Below are 16,237 nucleotides of genomic sequence, written 5' to 3' on the forward strand. Positions count from 1 at the left end.
GGCCCGCTTCAAGAAAACAGCGCAGACATTGGCTGCCACGGAACCCAGTCGACCATGCATTTGATGCGGACTTCACCAGCTACGCACGCCGTGCGCGCCCCAGCCCTGCGCGCATGGCTGGCGGCCGCCTGCGTCTTGGTCAGCGCGCAAGCCAGTGCCCAATCACCGGCCTCGCTGGCAGCCGCCCACTCTTCGCTGCGCAGCCATGCCACGCAAAACTATCTGCTCCAGCTCGAACGTGCACATCTGGTGAGCTACGCGGTGATGCAGGCAGCGGCCCCTTATTGCAGCACTTCACGTGGCTACAGTCTTGGCATTCCTCCCATCAGCACAAAGGATCTGCCCGCAGATCTGCGGGCGGGCATGCAAGCGCTGGACAGCGAAGCAAACGACGATCCGCAGTTCATGTTCATCGCGGAGAAGAGCGCGATAGCCGCCAGTGAAATCAAGCGCGGGGACCGACTCGTCTCCTTGCTCGACTCCGGCACACGTAAAGCCCTGCCGCGGAACTGGATGCGTCACCAGGTGACACGCCCGAGCAACACCCTCTGGCAACTGGACATCGAGCGCACAGGGCAACGCCTTAATCTATCGCTGCAACCGCTGCTGGTCTGCAAACGGCAGCTGGAATTGATCCGCAGCGAACAGCTGCTGGCCAGCGTCGATAGCAGGACCATCAAACTCAGCACGGGCCTGCTGCGCTTTGCACGCAGCGACGATGCCCTGGCCCTGATCCTGTCCAACGAACTGGCACACAATCTTCTTGTCCCGCCGGGCGCACAAGGCGTCAAACACTCAGACAGCAAGGCGCGCGCTGCCGATGCGCTGGCTGCCAAGATCACCACCTTGGCCGGCTATGACGCAACCGAGCAGGAGCGCGTCTGGCTCAATCTCGCCAGTATCAGTCCACACCCGGCGCCGAACACGCTGATGGCGCGCCGCCCGCTCAGCGCCAAGCGGCTGTTGTGGCTGCAGGATCAAACCCGTGAGATGCTCAACGCCATCCAGCAAGGGCGCCGCCCCGCCGCGGCCCTGCCAACAAGCTCGGACAGTGACAAAGCTGCACAGAAAGACAATACAGGCGAAGACCCGCGTTTGAACAAAGTTGAGGACGTGCCCTTCGTCGAGTCCGATGGTCGTAGCGGCTACCAGCGTTTTCTCGACTCCCCGCTGCGTCCGCGCGCCTTCGCCATTGGCCCCAAAGGCGGCTGGTCGGTGAAGTTCGGCCCCAATGCCGCGGCGGATGCGCTTGATCTGTGCTCATTACTGGGCAAGACGCCCTGCTATCTCTACGCACTCGACGACCGTGTGGTGTGGAACCTGCACACATCCAACATCGGCCCGGCGCCTTCGCCAAAAGAGCTGCCGCAGCAGAGCACCTCCTTGCGCCCGCCGCCAGCCAGCGGCTACGCCGACATCCTGAACACTCAGGCCGTGCCTTTACCCATGCATTCAATGTCGGCCTACACGGCTTTTCTGGAGAAGCCATCGCCACGCAGCTTCATCATCACTCAGGAGGGCCGTGGCCGTTACTGGCTGGGCGCCAATGCGCTGGACAATGCACTGAGCTACTGCGAGCGCATGGGGAGTAAATCCTGCTGGCTGTATGCGGTCGACAACAATGTCGTGTGGTCCAACGACATCGACAAGCGCATCAGCCGCCGCAGTCAGCTCCCCAAGGCGGCAGAGGAATCGCAATTCTTCGATAGCAAATAAGCCGACTCAGGCGAACAGACTGGCCAGTTGCGCGCCCGGGTCCGGAGCGCGCATGAAGGCTTCGCCCACCAGGAAGGCATGGACCGCCGAGGCGCGCATGCGCTGCACATCGGCCTGCGCCAGGATGCCGCTCTCGGTCACCACCACCCGCGTGGGCGGAATGCGCCCCAGCTGCGACAAGGTCGTCTCCAGCGTCACCTCGAAGCTACGCAGGTTGCGATTATTGATGCCCAGCAGCGGCGTGCTCATCTGCAGCGCAATGTCGAGCTCGTCCGCGCTGTGCACTTCGACCAGCACGGCCATGCCCAAGTCATGGGCCAGCTGCTCCAGCTCCAGCAGCTGGCTGAGCGCAGCGCGCGTCGTCGAACTATTGACGCAGCCATCCGGCGGCAGGAAGGCGGCGACGATCAGCAGGATGCAATCGGCCCCCATCGCCCGCGCTTCAAACACCTGATAGGCATCGATGATGAAGTCCTTGCGCAACACCGGCAACGCGCAGGCTTCACGCGCTTGCTGCAGATATTCGGTGGCGCCCTGGAAATACTGGCGGTCAGTCAGCACCGACAAACAGGCGGCACCGCCACGCTCGTAGGAGCGGGCGATCTCGGCAGGCACGAAATGCTCGCGCAGAATGCCTTTGGAAGGACTCGCCTTCTTCACCTCGGCGATCACCGCAGCGTCTCCAGCAGCAATCTTGGCGCGGATCGCCGCCACAAAATCACGCGTCGGCGAACCGTCACGGGCGGCTTCGACGATCTCCTCACGCGACACACTACGTTCGGCAATTTCAATTTCCTCACGCTTGGTGGCGAGGATTTTCTGCAGGATGTCCGACATGGGCACTCCGGATTCGGTTGATCAGGCGGCCAGGCGCTGCGTCATCGCAACGAAGGCATCGACGCGAGCACGCGCCGCGCCGCTGGCAATGGTCTGCAGCGCCAGTGCGACGCCGTCCTTGAGCGAGTCAGCCTGGCCGCCGACATAAAGGCTGGCGCCGGCATTGAACGCGACGATATCGCGGGCAGCCGCATGTCGGCCCTCCAGCGCGGCCAGCACGGTCTCGCGCGACTCGGCGACGCTAGCCACGCGCAGGGCCGAGATGCCATGCATCGACAAGCCGACGTCTTCCGGGCTGATGCGGTATTCACGCACCTTGCCATCGCGCAGTTCGCCCACCAGGGTCGGCGCCGAGACCGAGAGCTCATCGAGCCCGTCCATGCCGTGCACGATCAGCACATTGCGGCTGCCCAGGCGTTCGAGCACACGCACCTGGATTCCCACCAGGTCGGGGTGGAACACGCCCATCAGCTGATTGGCGGCGCCAGCCGGATTGGTCAGCGGCCCCAGGATATTGAAGATGGTGCGCACGCCCAGCTCCTTGCGCACCGGCGCTGCATGCTTCATCGAGCTATGGTGATTGGGCGCGAACATGAAGCCGATGCCGACCTCGTCCACGCACTGCGCGACGTGTTCCGGCGTCAGCATGATCTTGGCGCCCAGCGCTTCGAGCACATCGGCCGAACCCGACAAGGACGAGGCCGAGCGGCCACCATGCTTGGCCACCCGCGCGCCAGCCGCGGCTGCAACAAACATCGAGGCGGTCGAGATATTGAAGGTGTGCGAGCCGTCACCGCCAGTGCCACAGGTATCCACCAGGCTCGTCACATCGGACTGCACCGGCACCTTGGTCGACAGCTCGCGCATCACACTGGCGGCGGCGGCGATCTCGCCGATGGTTTCCTTCTTCACGCGCAGACCGGTCAGGATCGCCGCGATCAGCACCGGCGACACTTCGCCCGACATGATCTGGCGCATCAGCGACACCATCTCGTCATGGAAGATCTCGCGATGCTCGATCACGCGTTGCAAAGCGTCTTGAGGGCTCATTTCGGCAGCTCCTGGAAAAGTTCTTGATCAATACCTGCGCCACAGCTGCGCAAACGAATTCTGTTGGTGCTCACAAGCATAACGCGCCTCAGGGCAGAAAATCCGCTGCCGCGACGCGGCTGCCCGATGGCGGCCGGGCCGCCACCACACGCAGCAACGCAGCTGCCACATCGGCAGCGGCGCGCAACTCCCCCGCCGCCTGACGCTGGATGAAGCGCGCCACCTCGGGAAAGTCATCCGCCCCGCTCTGGCGAATCTCCGCCTGCATCTGCGTATCCATGACACCCGGATCAACATTGAGCACCAGGAACGGGTGTTCCTGCTGCGCCTGTTCCAGCGCCAGCGCACGCACGAAGGCCTCGGTCGCTGCCTTGCCGGCGCTGTACAGCGACCAGCCAGCGTAGGCCTTGAGCGCCGCACCGGAGCTGACATTGAGCAGGCTCTTGCGGCAAGGCTGCGCCTGGAACTGCAGCAAGACCTCGCGCATGAACAGGATCGCCGAGCTGATATTGGTATCCAGATTGGCGCAGACCTGGACGGCCGACTTGTCCTGCACCGCGCCGATAGGCTTCAGTGTCGCGGTGTTCTGGACGACCAGGATCTCATCCCAAGACTGCGCCGCCAGGGGCGCCAGCGTGTCGGCAAACACGCGCGCCGCCTGCGCGGGCACGGCGCAATCTACCGCCACCGAATAACTGGCGCGGGCAGAGCGCGAGAACTCGATCAGCGTGTAGTCCTGCGCCGCACAGCATTGGCACAGCGCCTCACCGAGACCGCGCGAGCCACCACTGATCAGGGCCAGCTTCGCCGCCATGGCGTGCCCCTAGCGATTGGCGAGTTCGAGGAAGTTCTGCAGCAAGCGGTGTCCGCCCTCGGTCATGATCGACTCCGGATGGAACTGCACGCCCTCAATCGCCAGCGTTTTGTGACGCACGCCCATGATCTCGCCGTCGGCCGTCCAGGCCGTCACTTCCAGGCAGTCCGGGCAGCTCTCGCGTTCAATCGCCAGCGAGTGGTAACGCGTCGCAGTGAAGGGCTGCGGCAGGCCGTGGAAGACACCCGCATCGAGATGCTCGATCTGCGAAGTCTTGCCATGCATCAGCTGCTTGGCGTGCACGATCTTGCCGCCAAAGGCTGCACCGATGCTCTGGTGGCCCAGGCAAACGCCAAGAATCGGCAGCTTGCCGGCGAAGTGCTTGATTGCCGCCACCGAGATGCCGGCTTCGGCAGGCGAACACGGTCCCGGCGAGATGACGATGCGCTCGGGCTGCAGCGCTTCCATCTGCTCCAGCGAGATCGCATCGTTGCGATAGACGCGCACATCGGCGCCCAGCTCGCCGAAATACTGCACGAGGTTGTAGGTGAAACTGTCGTAGTTGTCGATCATCAGCAGCATGGCACTCTCCCTTATTCGATTGGCGTATCAAGACCAGACTCAGCAAGCTCGGCGGCACGGATCACCGCGCGCGCCTTGTTGAGGGTCTCTTGCCATTCGGAATCGGGATTGGAGTCGGCCACGATGCCCGCTCCGGCCTGCACATGCAGCTCGCCATTCTTGATCACTGCCGTGCGGATCGCGATGGCGACATCGACATCGCCATCAAACCCCACATAGCCCACGGCACCGGCGTAGATGCCGCGCTTGACCGGTTCCAGCTCGTCGATGATCTGCATCGCCCGCACTTTCGGCGCGCCCGACACGGTGCCGGCCGGGAAGGTGGCGCGCAGCACGCTCAGCGCAGCCGCGCGGCGATCCGCATCCTTGGGCAGCACGCCTTCGACGTTCGATACGATATGCATGACGTGCGAGTAGCGCTCAACAGTGAAGCGCTCGGTCACCTTGACCGTACCGGTCGCTGCGACACGGCCCACATCATTGCGGCCCAGATCGAGGAGCTGCAGATGCTCGGCCAGTTCCTTCTGGTCGGCGAGCAACTCTTTCTCCAGCGCCAGATCTTCTTCCGGCGTCGCGCCACGCTTGCGAGTGCCTGCGATGGGACGCACGGTGACGATCTGCTCGCCCGCATGCTCTTCGAGTTTGACGAGGATCTCCGGCGAAGAGCCGACAACCTGGAATTCCTCGAAGTTGAAGAGGAACATGTAGGGCGAAGGATTCAGCGCGCGCAGGCTGCGATAAAGCGCCAGCGGGCTCGCGGCAAAGGGTTTGCTCATGCGCTGCGAGAGCACCACCTGCATGATGTCGCCATCAATGATGTACTGCTTGGCGCGCAGCACCGCATCCTTGAACGCCTGCTCGCCAAAGCTCGACACCGCCGGCGCCGGCACAGCGCGGGTGTCAGCCGGAATCGCCACCGGCTCGCGCAGCTTGGCGACCAGCTCCTTGAGGCGGCGCTGGGCGTGACGATAGGCGCCCGGCACTTCGGGCTCGGCATACACCACCAGGGTCAGCTTGCCGGAGAGATTGTCGACGATGGCAATCTCTTCCGAGAGCAGCAGCAGGATGTCCGGCGCTTCAATCGGATCGGCCGCACTGTGCTTGGCCAGCTTGGGCTCGATGTAGCGCACCGTGTCGTAACCGAAGCAGCCGACCAGGCCACCACAGTAACGCGGTAGATTGGTACGCGGCGGCACCTTGATACGCTGCATGAACTCACCGACATAGGCCAGCGGATCGCCATAATCGCGGCGCTCGATGATGCGATCGTTCGACAGCAGCAGCACACTGCGGCCACGCACTTCGATGCGCGTATTGGCCTTCAGGCCGATGATGGAATAGCGCCCGAAGCGCTCGCCGCCCTGCACCGATTCGAGCAGGTAGGTATTGGCTTCGTTAGCGAGCTTGAGATAAATCGACAGCGGCGTGTCGAGGTCGGCAAAGGTTTCGAGCGTCAGCGGGATACGGTTGTAACCCTGCTCGGCCAGTGCCAGGAATTCGGCTTCGGTCATGATGACTCCAGGTGCAACAGATGTGCAATGCGTTCTTCGATCAATCAGGGTGCAGGTCAGCGGACCTGCAGCGGCTCAGGAATGAGCTCGCCACGAACTCCCGTTGCGCAGCCAGGTCGCCTTGGCAGCACAGCGCGGGCAGTTCTCCATATCGAAGTTGCGGCTCTGGGTGTTCATGATTGGGTCGTGTGGTGGCCGGGCAGCAAAGGAATCAGCTCGGCGAGATTCGATATTAACCCGTCGCAATCGAGCGTGTCCACCGCCACGCCCTCGCTGTAGCCGCCGGTCAGCAACAGCACCGGGACGCCGGCACGGCGCGCAGCCAGCGCGTCATTGGCCGAGTCACCGATCATCAGCGCTTCCTCGGGTGCGACGCCAAACTGCGCGCAGGCGTGCCACAGGGGCTCGGGCGCCGGCTTGCTCTGTGGCAGGGTGTCGCCGCTGACCACACACTGGAAGTACTCGGCGAGGCCCAGCATCTTGAGCAGCGGCAAGGTGAATTCCGCCGCCTTGTTGGTCACCAGCGCACAGGGCAGGCCACGCTTATTCAAGGTGCGCAGGGTTTCGACCACGCCCGGATAGACCACGCTCTGCGCGCCATTGAGGATCGCGTAATGACGCCGGAAAACGGCCAGTGCAGCGGCGCATTCGGCGGCGTCATGGGTACGCCGCCCTTCGTTGAGCGCGCGCTCGACGAGCACACCAATGCCCTTGCCGACAAAGCGCCCGACCTCGGCATCGCTGCGCGTCGGCTCACCGAGTTCGGCGAGCATGGCCCGCACGGCGGCGGCCAGATCGGGATTAGCATCAACCAGGGTACCGTCCAGATCGAACAGCACGGCTTTTGCCGGCGAAGGCAGTTTCTGCAGGGACATCAAATCGTCTCGAGTTGGCTGCGCATGGCCGCGATCACGCTGTCGTAACGGTGTGCATCTTCCGCCTTGGCGGCGCCGAACACCGCCGAACCGGCGACAAAGGTGTCTGCACCCGCGCGGGCGATCTCCGCAATATTGTCCACTTTTACGCCGCCATCGACTTCCAGCAGAATGCGCCGGCCGCTGTCGCGCTCATAAGCGTCAAGGCGCGCCCGCGCAGCCCGCAATTTGGGATAGGTCGAGGGCAGGAAGCTCTGCCCACCAAAGCCCGGGTTGATCGACATCAGCAGGACCATATCCAGCTTGTCCATCACATAATCCATGTAGTCGAGCGGCGTCGTCGGATTGAACACCAGGCCCGCCTGACAGCCGTTGTCGCGGATCAATTGCAGGGTCCGGTCAACATGCCGCGAAGCCTCGGGGTGAAAAGTGATGAGATTGGCACCGGCTTTGGCAAACATCGGCACCAGGGCATCGACCGGCTCGACCATCAGGTGCACATCAATCGGCGCCTTGGTCAGCGGCCGGATCGCCTGACAGACCAGTGGGCCGATGGTGAGATTGGGTACGTAATGGTTGTCCATCACATCGAAGTGCAGCCAGTCCGCGCCGCTGGCGATGACGTGATCCACCTCCTCGCCCAGACGGGCGAAATCAGCGGACAAGAGACTGGGGGCAATGCGGAAACTGGATGCAGACATGGGAAAGACTCACACAACAAGAAAGAAGGATGGACCGCACGCTGGCCGACAAGTGCCCGGCCAGCTCAGCAACATGACGGCGACGAACGGTTCTGCCAGCGGAAATCAGCCACGGCATGCGCAGATTGTGCGAGCATGCCGGGCAACGCGAAGCCCGCAGTGTGACGCAGCCGGCCATTGACGGCAAGCCGCTGCAAACCCGAGTAGCCAGGACCATGACACAGCACAAGACCCGCCCGGATGACGGGCCCGCATACCGCATCGAAATCGAAGCGAGTTCCGAGTTCATCGCCGAGCAATCGGATCCGGACGAGGAACGCTACGTCTTCTCGTATCGCATCCGTATCCACAATGCCGGCCCGACGCCGGCACGCCTGATCAGCCGTCACTGGATCATCACTGATGCCAACGGCGCAGTGCAGGAAGTGCGCGGCGATGGCGTGATCGGCGAACAACCGCTGATCGCGCCGGGCGAAACTTACGAATACAGCAGCGGCTGCTCGCTGAACACTGCGGTGGGCACCATGCGTGGCGCTTACCAGATGCTTGGCGCCGACGATTTCGAATTCGACGCGGAGATTCCCGAGTTCCTGCTCGCCGGCCCGCGCGTGCTGCACTGAAGCTCCGCGCGCGCTGAACTTCAGGCCAGGCGCTGCTGACCATCCAGCCACAAGCGCCAGATCGTCCAGCTATTGGTCGACAGGATTACCAGCTCCAGCAAGGTTCCGCCGTAAGAACCGGAGACGATGTTGTTGATCAGCCACAGCAAGGTGCCGAGCAGCATCAGCGCGCGCATGCGGATGCCCTTGAGCAGGAACAGCGCTGTGGTGCCCACGCACGAGGCAATGATCGGCAACAGGGACAACCAGCCCGAAGCAAGCCACACCCCCATGCCCAGCGACAGCAGCACGAAGAACAGCGCCACCCAGGGTGAGCGGCTGCGCATCGAAGCCAGGGAGCGCCCCACCGACACCGCCGAACTGGCCGCTGCCGTAGGATTACCGAGCAGCCAGAAGTGGATCACATAGCTGATGCACTCAATGCTCATGAAAGCCTTGAAGCGCAGATCACTCTTCTGCAGAAAACAGCCGACACCAAAGATGAAGGCGAGATAGCCGAAAAGCTGGGGAATCGCAAAGAGGTCGTGAAACATGGGAATGGGGAGTCGGGAGTCGGGAGTCGGGAGTCGGAAGAACATCCTGCTACAAGCCAGCAGCAACTACCCCCGACTCCCGACTCTCAATATTCAAGAACGATAATCGGCATTGATCTTGACGTAGTCGTAGGAGAAATCGCAGGTCCACACCGTGGCCGCCGCCTCACCGCGCGCCAGATCGATCTGCACCGTGATCTCGGCCTCAGTCATGATGCGCGCGCCCGCCTCTTCGACGTAACTGGCCGCGCGACCGCCCTGCTCGGCCACCAGCACCTGTTCGCCGCCCGCCGCCAGCCAGACACGCAGCTGGGCCACATCGAGATCATTGACGCCGGCATAACCGATGGCGGCGAGGATGCGGCCGAGATTGGGATCGGAGGCGAAGAAAGCGGTCTTGACCAGGGGTGAATGCGCGACGGCGTAGGCCACCTGACGGCACTCGCCCACACTGCGCCCGCCTTGCACGGCGATGCTCATGAACTTGGTTGCCCCTTCTCCATCGCGCACGATGGCCTGCGCCAGCCACTGCGAGAGCTCGATCACGGCTGCGCGCAAGGTCTGGTAAGCAGCCGAGTCCGCAGCGCTGATCTCACTGCCGGTCTGCCCCGTGGCAATCAGGATGAAGCTGTCGTTGGTCGAGGTATCGCCATCCACGGTGATGCTGTTGAAGGAGAGATCGGCCGCCTCACGGACAAGTTGCTCCAGCAGCGCTTGCGAGAGCTTGGCGTCGGTGGCGAGGAAGCCCAGCATGGTCGCCATGTTCGGACGGATCATGCCGGCGCCCTTGCTCATCCCGGTCAAGGTGATGGTCTGGCCATCGATCAGCACCTGGCGCGAGGCACACTTGGGCAGCGTGTCGGTGGTCATGATCGCGTGGCAGGCATCAAACCAGCCGTCAGCGCGCAGGTTCGCCTGCGCTGCGGGCAAGCCGGCGACCAGACGCTCGACCGGCAGATGTTCGAGGATCACACCGGTCGAAAACGGCAGCACGGCCTCCGCAGCAACACCCAAGGCCTCAGCGACGGCGCGGCAACTGGCCAGCGCATTGGCGACGCCCTGCTCGCCGGTGCCGGCATTGGCGATGCCGGTATTGATCACCAGCGCACGCGTGGCCGCAGCGGCCAGATGGGTCTTGCAGACCTGCACCGGCGCCGCACAGAAACGGTTTTGCGTGAACACGCCGGCAGCGCGGCTACCCTCGGCCAGCTCGATGAGCGTCAGGTCGCGCCGATTGGCTTTGCGAATGCCTGCTTCTGCCACACCCAGACGCACGCCCGGCACGGGCAGGAGTTGATCGGCAAGCGGCGGCAGAAGATTGACTGGCATGAAGATTCTCGACAGAAGGAAGTGAGCGCGGGATTTTATCACCGCCGTGTTGCAAGCCATGTGCCGCGCGCGGCACATGGCGCGCTCAGATGACGATGCGACTACCCAGTTCAACCACGCGATTGGGCGGCAGCTTGAAGAAGTTGGCCGCACTGGAGGCGTTGCGGAACATGAACTCGAAAATGCGCTCACGCCACAGCGGCATGCCTTCGCCCGGCGCCGGCAAGAGGATTTCGCGACTGAGGAAGTAGGAGACCATCATCGGTTCGAGCGCCAGGCCTTGCTCCTCACACCACTCCAGCGCTGCCGGCACATCCGGCTCTTCCATGAAGCCGAAAAACACCTTGACGCGATAGAAGTGCGCGCCGATGCGCTCGACCAGCACACGCTGCGAATCGGTGACGCGCGGCATCGGCAGGAAGGTCACCGAGACGATCACATTGGTCTCGTGCAACACGAAGTTATGCTTGAGATTGTGCAGCAGCGCACTGGGCACACTGTCCGGGCGCGGCGAGAGGAACACCGCCGTATGCGGCACGCGGGGCATGCTCGTATCGTTGGCAAGCATGCTGACGAAAGGCAGCAGCTCGATCTCGTCATTCTTCAGACGATCAGACAGCTGCGCCCGGCCGGTGCGCCAGGTGGTCAGCAAAAGCATGATGATGGCGCCAAACAGCAGGGTGAACCAGCCGCCGTCGGCCACCTTGATCACATTGGAGGAGAAGAAGGCCAGCTCGAGCAGGGCCAGCGGGCCAAACACCAGCACGGCCAGGCTGTTGCGCCACTTCCACTCGCGGCGCGCAAAGGAGAACGCCAGCACGGTGGTCACCAGCATGGTGATCGTCACCGCAATACCGTAGGCCGCCGCCAGACGTGAAGATGAGCCAAAACCCAGCACCACGGCAATCACCAACGCCAACAGAAACCAGTTGATGAAGGGCAGATAGATCTGGCCGATCTGCGCGCCCGAGGTGTGGCGAATGGTCAGCCGCGGGCAGAAGCCCAGCTGGATCAGCTCACGCGTTATCGAGAACGCGCCGGTAATCAAGGCCTGCGAGGCAATGACCGTCGCCGCCGTCGCCAGGATCACCATTGGCACCAGGGCCCAGGTCGGCGTGGACATGAAGAAGGGGTTTTCGACCGCCGCCGGATTGATCAGTACCAGAGCGCCCTGGCCGAAATAATTGAGCACCAGACAGGGCAGCACCAGGAATAACCAGGCCAGGCGGATCGGCTTCTTGCCGAAATGCCCCATGTCGGCATACAGCGCCTCGCCCCCGGTCACGGTCAGGAATACCGCGCCGAGCGAGTAGTACGCCAGATGCCCATGATCGATCGCGAAACTGATTGCATGGCTGGGCGACAAGGCCTGCAGCACCATGGGGAATCGAGCAATGTTGTAAATGCCGACCAGACCGATGGCGAGGAACCATAGTGTGACGACAGGGCCGAAAAATCCGCCGACCTTGGCCGTGCCATAGTGCTGAACGAGAAACAGGCCGATCAGGATCACCAGGGTGATCGGCACGATGTAGGGGTCGAAAGCCGGCGTCACGACGCCCAAACCCTCAACGGCGGAGAGCACCGAGATGGCTGGCGTGATCACCCCATCGCTGTAGAACAGCGCCGCTCCGAACAAACCCAGCATGATGGCAACGCGCCGCTTGGTCGGGCGCTCCTTGGCATGCTCGACGACACGCGCCATCAGCGCCACCACGCCGCCCTCGCCGTGGTTGTCGGCGCGCAGCACAATGACCACGTATTTGAAAGTCACCACCACCAGCAAGGTCCACAGAATCATCGACAACAGGCCGAGGACATTGCCCTGCGTGACGGCCATGGGATGATGAACGCTGATGAACGCTTCCTTGAAAGCGTAAAGAGGACTGGTACCGATATCGCCGAATACCACCCCCAACGCTGCAAGGGTAAGTGCCGGCAGGCCTTGTTGCTCGTGCCCGGATTGACTCATTCAAGACTCCGCAAACGGGCTGCAGCGCGCTGCGACCTTCCGGCGGCAACTGCACGCATACCCACAGCCGTATTACAGACAATTTTTGTGCTGTGCGCAAAGAAGCTTGCGGCCTAGATGTCAAAAAGGGCCGCCCGAAGCGACCCTTGTTTGATCCGCGCAACAAAGCGCCCGATGTACTCCGCGATGAGATCAGACCAGCTGGCCGTGGCAATGCTTGTATTTCTTGCCCGAACCACAAGGACAAGGATCATTGCGACCGACCCGCGCCAGCGGACTTTGCACCGGCTCGGGCTTGCTGGTGGCGGCATCAGCCAGCACTTCGTCATAGTCAGCGTGGTGATACTGGACGTTCTCCACCCCAGGATGCGCTTCAACCGCCGCTTCGATCTGCTCTTCCGAGCGCACCTGCACGGTCAGCAAGAGGCGCGTGACATCGATACGCACCGAATCGAGCAGCGCTTCGAACAGTTCGAAAGCCTCGCGCTTGTATTCCTGCTTGGGGTTTTTCTGCGCATAGCCACGCAGATGGATGCCCTGACGCAGGTGATCGAGCGATGCCAGATGTTCGCGCCAGTGCGAGTCCAGGCTATTGAGCATGACGTTGCGCTCAAAACTGTGCCAGGCCTCCGGATCCACTTCGGCGATCTTGGCGGCATAGTTGGCATCGACCGCCTCGACCACGCGCGTGAGGATGTCTTCGTCCGACAGGGTGGTATCGCTCTGCGACCACTCCACCAGCGGCAGGCTGATGCGGTATTCCGACTCCAGCGCAGCCTGCAAACCAGCCATATCCCACTGCTCTTCAACCGATTCAGCGGGCACGAAGCTGCGGAACAGCTCGGTCACCACGGCACGGCGCATCGCGTCGATGGTCTCGGAGATATCAACCGTCTCCAGCAACTCGTTGCGCTGCTGATAGATCACGCGGCGCTGATCATTGGCGACATCATCGTATTCAAGCAATTGCTTGCGGATATCGAAGTTGCGCTGTTCGACCTTGCGCTGTGCGGACTCCAGCGAACGCGTCACCATGACGTGTTCAATGGCCTCGCCCTCAGGCATTTTGAGACGCTGCATGATGGCATTGAGGCGATCACCACCAAAGATCTTCATCAGCGGATCTTCGAGCGACAGATAGAAGCGGCTGGCACCCGGATCACCCTGGCGGCCCGAACGTCCGCGCAGCTGGTTATCGATGCGGCGCGATTCGTGACGCTCGGTACCGATGATCTTCAAACCGCCGGCTTCGAGCACTTGCTGATGCAGGTTCTTCCACTCGGCGCGCAGTTCAAGGATGCGCGCCTCACGTGCCGCCTCGTCCATGCCCGCGTCGTCATGCAAGCTGGCAATCTGCTTCTCGACATTGCCGCCGAGCACGATGTCGGTCCCACGACCGGCCATATTGGTGGCGATGGTGATCGCGCCGGGACGACCCGCTTGCGCCACGATCTCGGCTTCGCTGGCATGCTGCTTGGCATTGAGCACGCGATGCGGCAGATTCTGGCGCGTCAGCAGGCCCGACAGCAGCTCGGAGCTTTCAATCGAGGTCGTACCCACCAGCACCGGCTGACCGCGCTCATGGCAGGTCTTGATGTCGGCGATGATGGCCGCGTGCTTCTCGTCTGCCGTGCGGAACACCAGATCATTTTCGTCCTTGCGGATCATCGGCCGATTGGTCGGGATCACCACGGTTTCGAGGTTGTAGATCTGATGGAATTCGTAGGCTTCGGTGTCCGCCGTCCCGGTCATGCCGGAGAGCTTGCCGTACATGCGGAAGTAGTTCTGGAAGGTGATCGACGCCAGGGTCTGGTTTTCGGCGCGGATATTGACGCCTTCCTTCGCTTCCACCGCCTGGTGCAGGCCTTCGGACCAGCGGCGCCCGGCCATCAGGCGGCCGGTGAATTCGTCAACGATGATGATCTCGCCATCCTGCACCACGTACTGCTGATCGCGGTGGTAAAGCGTATGCGCGCGCAGTGCCGCGAACAGGTGGTGGATCAGCAGGATGTTGCTGGCGTCATACAGGCTGGCGCCTTCGGCCAGAATGCCCAGACGGCTGAGGATTTCCTCAGCATGCTCGTAGCCCTGCTCGGTCAGCTGCACTTGGTGTTGCTTGAGATCGACGGTGTAGTCACCCGGCTGCTCGACCTTGTCATCCTCGCCGATCTGCTGGCTCAGCAGCGCCGGCACGGCGTTCATCTTGACGTAGAGATCGGTGTGGTCTTCGGCCTGGCCGGAGATGATCAGCGGCGTGCGCGCCTCGTCGATCAGGATCGAGTCCACTTCGTCGACGATGGCGTAATTGAGGCCGCGCTGCACGCGCTGGTTGCCCTCGAACACCATGTTGTCGCGCAGGTAGTCGAAACCGAATTCGTTATTGGTGCCGTAGGTGATATCAGCCGCGTAGGCTTGCTGTTTTTCCTCGTGCGCCATGTGCGAGAGATTGACGCCAGTGGAAAGACCGAGGAAACGGTAAATACGCCCCATCCAGTCCGCATCGCGCGAGGCCAGATAATCATTGACGGTCACCACATGCACGCCCTTGCCGGACAAGGCATTGAGATAAACCGGCAGCGTAGCGGTCAGGGTCTTGCCCTCACCGGTGCGCATTTCGGCAATCTTGCCATCGTGCAGCACCATGCCGCCGACCATCTGCATATCGAAGTGGCGCATGCCGTGCACCCGCTTGCCCGCTTCGCGAACCACCGCAAACGCCTCGGTCAGCAGGTCGTCGAGCGACTCACCCTTGTTAATGCGCGCACGGAACTCATCGGTCTTGGCGCGTAGTGCCTCGTCAGACAGCGCCTCCATTTGCGCCTCCAGCGCATTGATGGCGCGCACCTTGTGTGCGTACTGACGCACGAGGCGGTCGTTACGACTTCCGAAAAACTTCTTGAGCAGACCTTGGATCATTTTTTGTCGACTGAGCTGAGAGTGGGTCGAAGCGAAGCGCGCAATTCTAGCACGCCAGCCAAGTCGGCCATTTTGCAGGACCGCATTGCCGTCCTGTACGATAGGGTCAAATCCTGCGAATTCAAGCTACCGCCCGTAATTCAGACCCATGGCCGCTACTCCCATCCACAACCTGCTCGGCTCGACCGAAGCGCTCGCCCGCCTGCACGACCACGCGGCGCGCCTGGTTCGCCTGCAGAATGCGGTCGAGCGCTACCTGCCCGACAATATGCGCGGCGCGGTAAGCGTCGCCAACTGCCAGGACGGCATTCTCAGCCTGCACGTCAGCACGCCAGCCCTGGCCACGCGTCTGAAAATGAGCCTGGAAAGCCTGCGGGCGCAGCTGATGCAGAACCACGAGGCGATCCTCGGCATCCGCGTCAAGGTTCGTGTCGTCCATAGCAGCACTCGCGAAATACCGCCGACGCAGCGGCAGATCGGCGCGCAAGGCAAGGCGGCGCTGGCGGCGCTGGGCGACGCGCTCGATGCCGGCAGCCCGCTGGCGCAGGCGCTGCGCAAGCTGCTCAAGGATACGCGCTAGAGGCCCGGCTCAGAGCATGGGCGCCAGCAGGCGTTCGAGCAGGAACACCGCGGCGAACACCACCGCCACCGCTACGCCGACACGCAACAAGAGCCGCGCCCAGCGCCAGTAATGGCGCCGCCCGGTGAGCAATCCCGCCGCACAACACAAGGCGATGCTCAGCAGCAACAAAAGGCCCAGCGCGCGAAAGATCAGCACAAC

General features: G+C 62.6%; 15 protein-coding genes. 3 read left to right on the forward strand and 12 right to left on the reverse strand.

Going from position 1 to position 16,237, the window contains the following annotated elements; translation table 11 throughout:
- Positions 1–54: 54 nt before the first annotated feature.
- Positions 55–1,716 (forward strand): M48 family metalloprotease, encoded by a 1,662-nt coding sequence (locus tag ABDB84_RS06455; RefSeq protein WP_345918877.1) that lies wholly within the window; start codon positions 55–57, stop codon positions 1,714–1,716.
- Positions 1,717–1,722: 6 nt separating this feature from the next.
- Here the strand turns inward: ABDB84_RS06455 and trpC are convergent, their stop codons facing one another.
- The 7 genes from trpC to rpe form a co-directional block, all read right to left on the reverse strand.
- A complete protein-coding gene (gene trpC / locus ABDB84_RS06460) occupies positions 1,723–2,553 on the reverse strand; it encodes an indole-3-glycerol phosphate synthase TrpC (RefSeq protein ID WP_345918878.1) in 831 nt (276 codons plus the stop codon).
- Between the two features lie 21 nt (positions 2,554–2,574).
- Entirely contained in the window at positions 2,575–3,603 is a 1,029-nt protein-coding gene (gene trpD / locus ABDB84_RS06465; protein ID WP_345918879.1) for an anthranilate phosphoribosyltransferase, read from the reverse strand.
- 88 nt (positions 3,604–3,691) lie between these two features.
- On the reverse strand, positions 3,692–4,417 hold the full coding sequence (locus ABDB84_RS06470; protein WP_345918880.1) for an SDR family NAD(P)-dependent oxidoreductase: 726 nt from the start codon (positions 4,415–4,417) through the stop codon (positions 3,692–3,694).
- Positions 4,418–4,426: 9 nt separating this feature from the next.
- Positions 4,427–4,999: an anthranilate synthase component II gene (locus tag ABDB84_RS06475; protein ID WP_345918881.1), complete on the reverse strand. Its 573-nt coding sequence runs from the start codon at positions 4,997–4,999 to the stop codon at positions 4,427–4,429.
- An 11-nt stretch (positions 5,000–5,010) separates the two neighbouring features.
- Positions 5,011–6,510 carry an anthranilate synthase component I gene (trpE, locus tag ABDB84_RS06480; protein ID WP_345918882.1) on the reverse strand — a complete coding sequence of 500 codons (1,500 nt, stop codon included), beginning with the start codon at positions 6,508–6,510 and terminating at the stop codon, positions 5,011–5,013.
- A 173-nt stretch (positions 6,511–6,683) separates the two neighbouring features.
- Positions 6,684–7,385: a phosphoglycolate phosphatase gene (locus tag ABDB84_RS06485; protein ID WP_345918883.1), complete on the reverse strand. Its 702-nt coding sequence runs from the start codon at positions 7,383–7,385 to the stop codon at positions 6,684–6,686.
- Complete coding sequence (rpe, locus tag ABDB84_RS06490) at positions 7,385–8,086, reverse strand: ribulose-phosphate 3-epimerase (protein ID WP_345918884.1); 702 nt, start codon at positions 8,084–8,086, stop codon at positions 7,385–7,387. Before rpe ends, ABDB84_RS06485 begins: the two co-directional genes overlap by 1 nt.
- A gap of 215 nt (positions 8,087–8,301) precedes the next feature.
- On the opposite strand from rpe, the gene apaG reads away from it, so the two are divergent.
- Positions 8,302–8,706, forward strand: coding sequence for a Co2+/Mg2+ efflux protein ApaG (apaG, locus tag ABDB84_RS06495; RefSeq protein ID WP_345918991.1), 405 nt, complete (start codon positions 8,302–8,304; stop codon positions 8,704–8,706).
- Positions 8,707–8,726: 20 nt separating this feature from the next.
- Here apaG and ABDB84_RS06500 read toward each other — a convergent pair whose 3' ends face one another.
- From ABDB84_RS06500 to secA, 4 genes are all read right to left on the reverse strand, one after another.
- On the reverse strand, positions 8,727–9,239 hold the full coding sequence (locus ABDB84_RS06500; RefSeq protein WP_345918885.1) for a YgjV family protein: 513 nt from the start codon (positions 9,237–9,239) through the stop codon (positions 8,727–8,729).
- Positions 9,240–9,332: 93 nt separating this feature from the next.
- Positions 9,333–10,568 carry a bifunctional glutamate N-acetyltransferase/amino-acid acetyltransferase ArgJ gene (argJ, locus tag ABDB84_RS06505; RefSeq protein WP_345918886.1) on the reverse strand — a complete coding sequence of 412 codons (1,236 nt, stop codon included), beginning with the start codon at positions 10,566–10,568 and terminating at the stop codon, positions 9,333–9,335.
- Between the two features lie 85 nt (positions 10,569–10,653).
- The gene (locus ABDB84_RS06510) at positions 10,654–12,540 is read right to left on the reverse strand and encodes a potassium transporter Kup (RefSeq protein ID WP_345918887.1); all 1,887 of its coding nucleotides are present in this window, start codon (positions 12,538–12,540) and stop codon (positions 10,654–10,656) included.
- Positions 12,541–12,732: 192 nt separating this feature from the next.
- A complete protein-coding gene (gene secA, locus ABDB84_RS06515) occupies positions 12,733–15,456 on the reverse strand; it encodes a preprotein translocase subunit SecA (RefSeq protein WP_345918888.1) in 2,724 nt (907 codons plus the stop codon).
- A gap of 148 nt (positions 15,457–15,604) precedes the next feature.
- On the opposite strand from secA, the gene ABDB84_RS06520 reads away from it, so the two are divergent.
- A complete protein-coding gene (locus tag ABDB84_RS06520; RefSeq protein WP_345918889.1) occupies positions 15,605–16,036 on the forward strand; it encodes a DciA family protein in 432 nt (143 codons plus the stop codon).
- A 9-nt stretch (positions 16,037–16,045) separates the two neighbouring features.
- Here the strand turns inward: ABDB84_RS06520 and ABDB84_RS06525 are convergent, their stop codons facing one another.
- Positions 16,046–16,234, reverse strand: coding sequence for a hypothetical protein (locus ABDB84_RS06525; protein WP_345918890.1), 189 nt, complete (start codon positions 16,232–16,234; stop codon positions 16,046–16,048).
- Positions 16,235–16,237: the final 3 nt, after the last annotated feature.

This window comes from Uliginosibacterium sediminicola, assembly GCF_039631295.1.
GTDB lineage: Bacteria > Pseudomonadota > Gammaproteobacteria > Burkholderiales > Rhodocyclaceae > Viridibacterium > Viridibacterium sediminicola.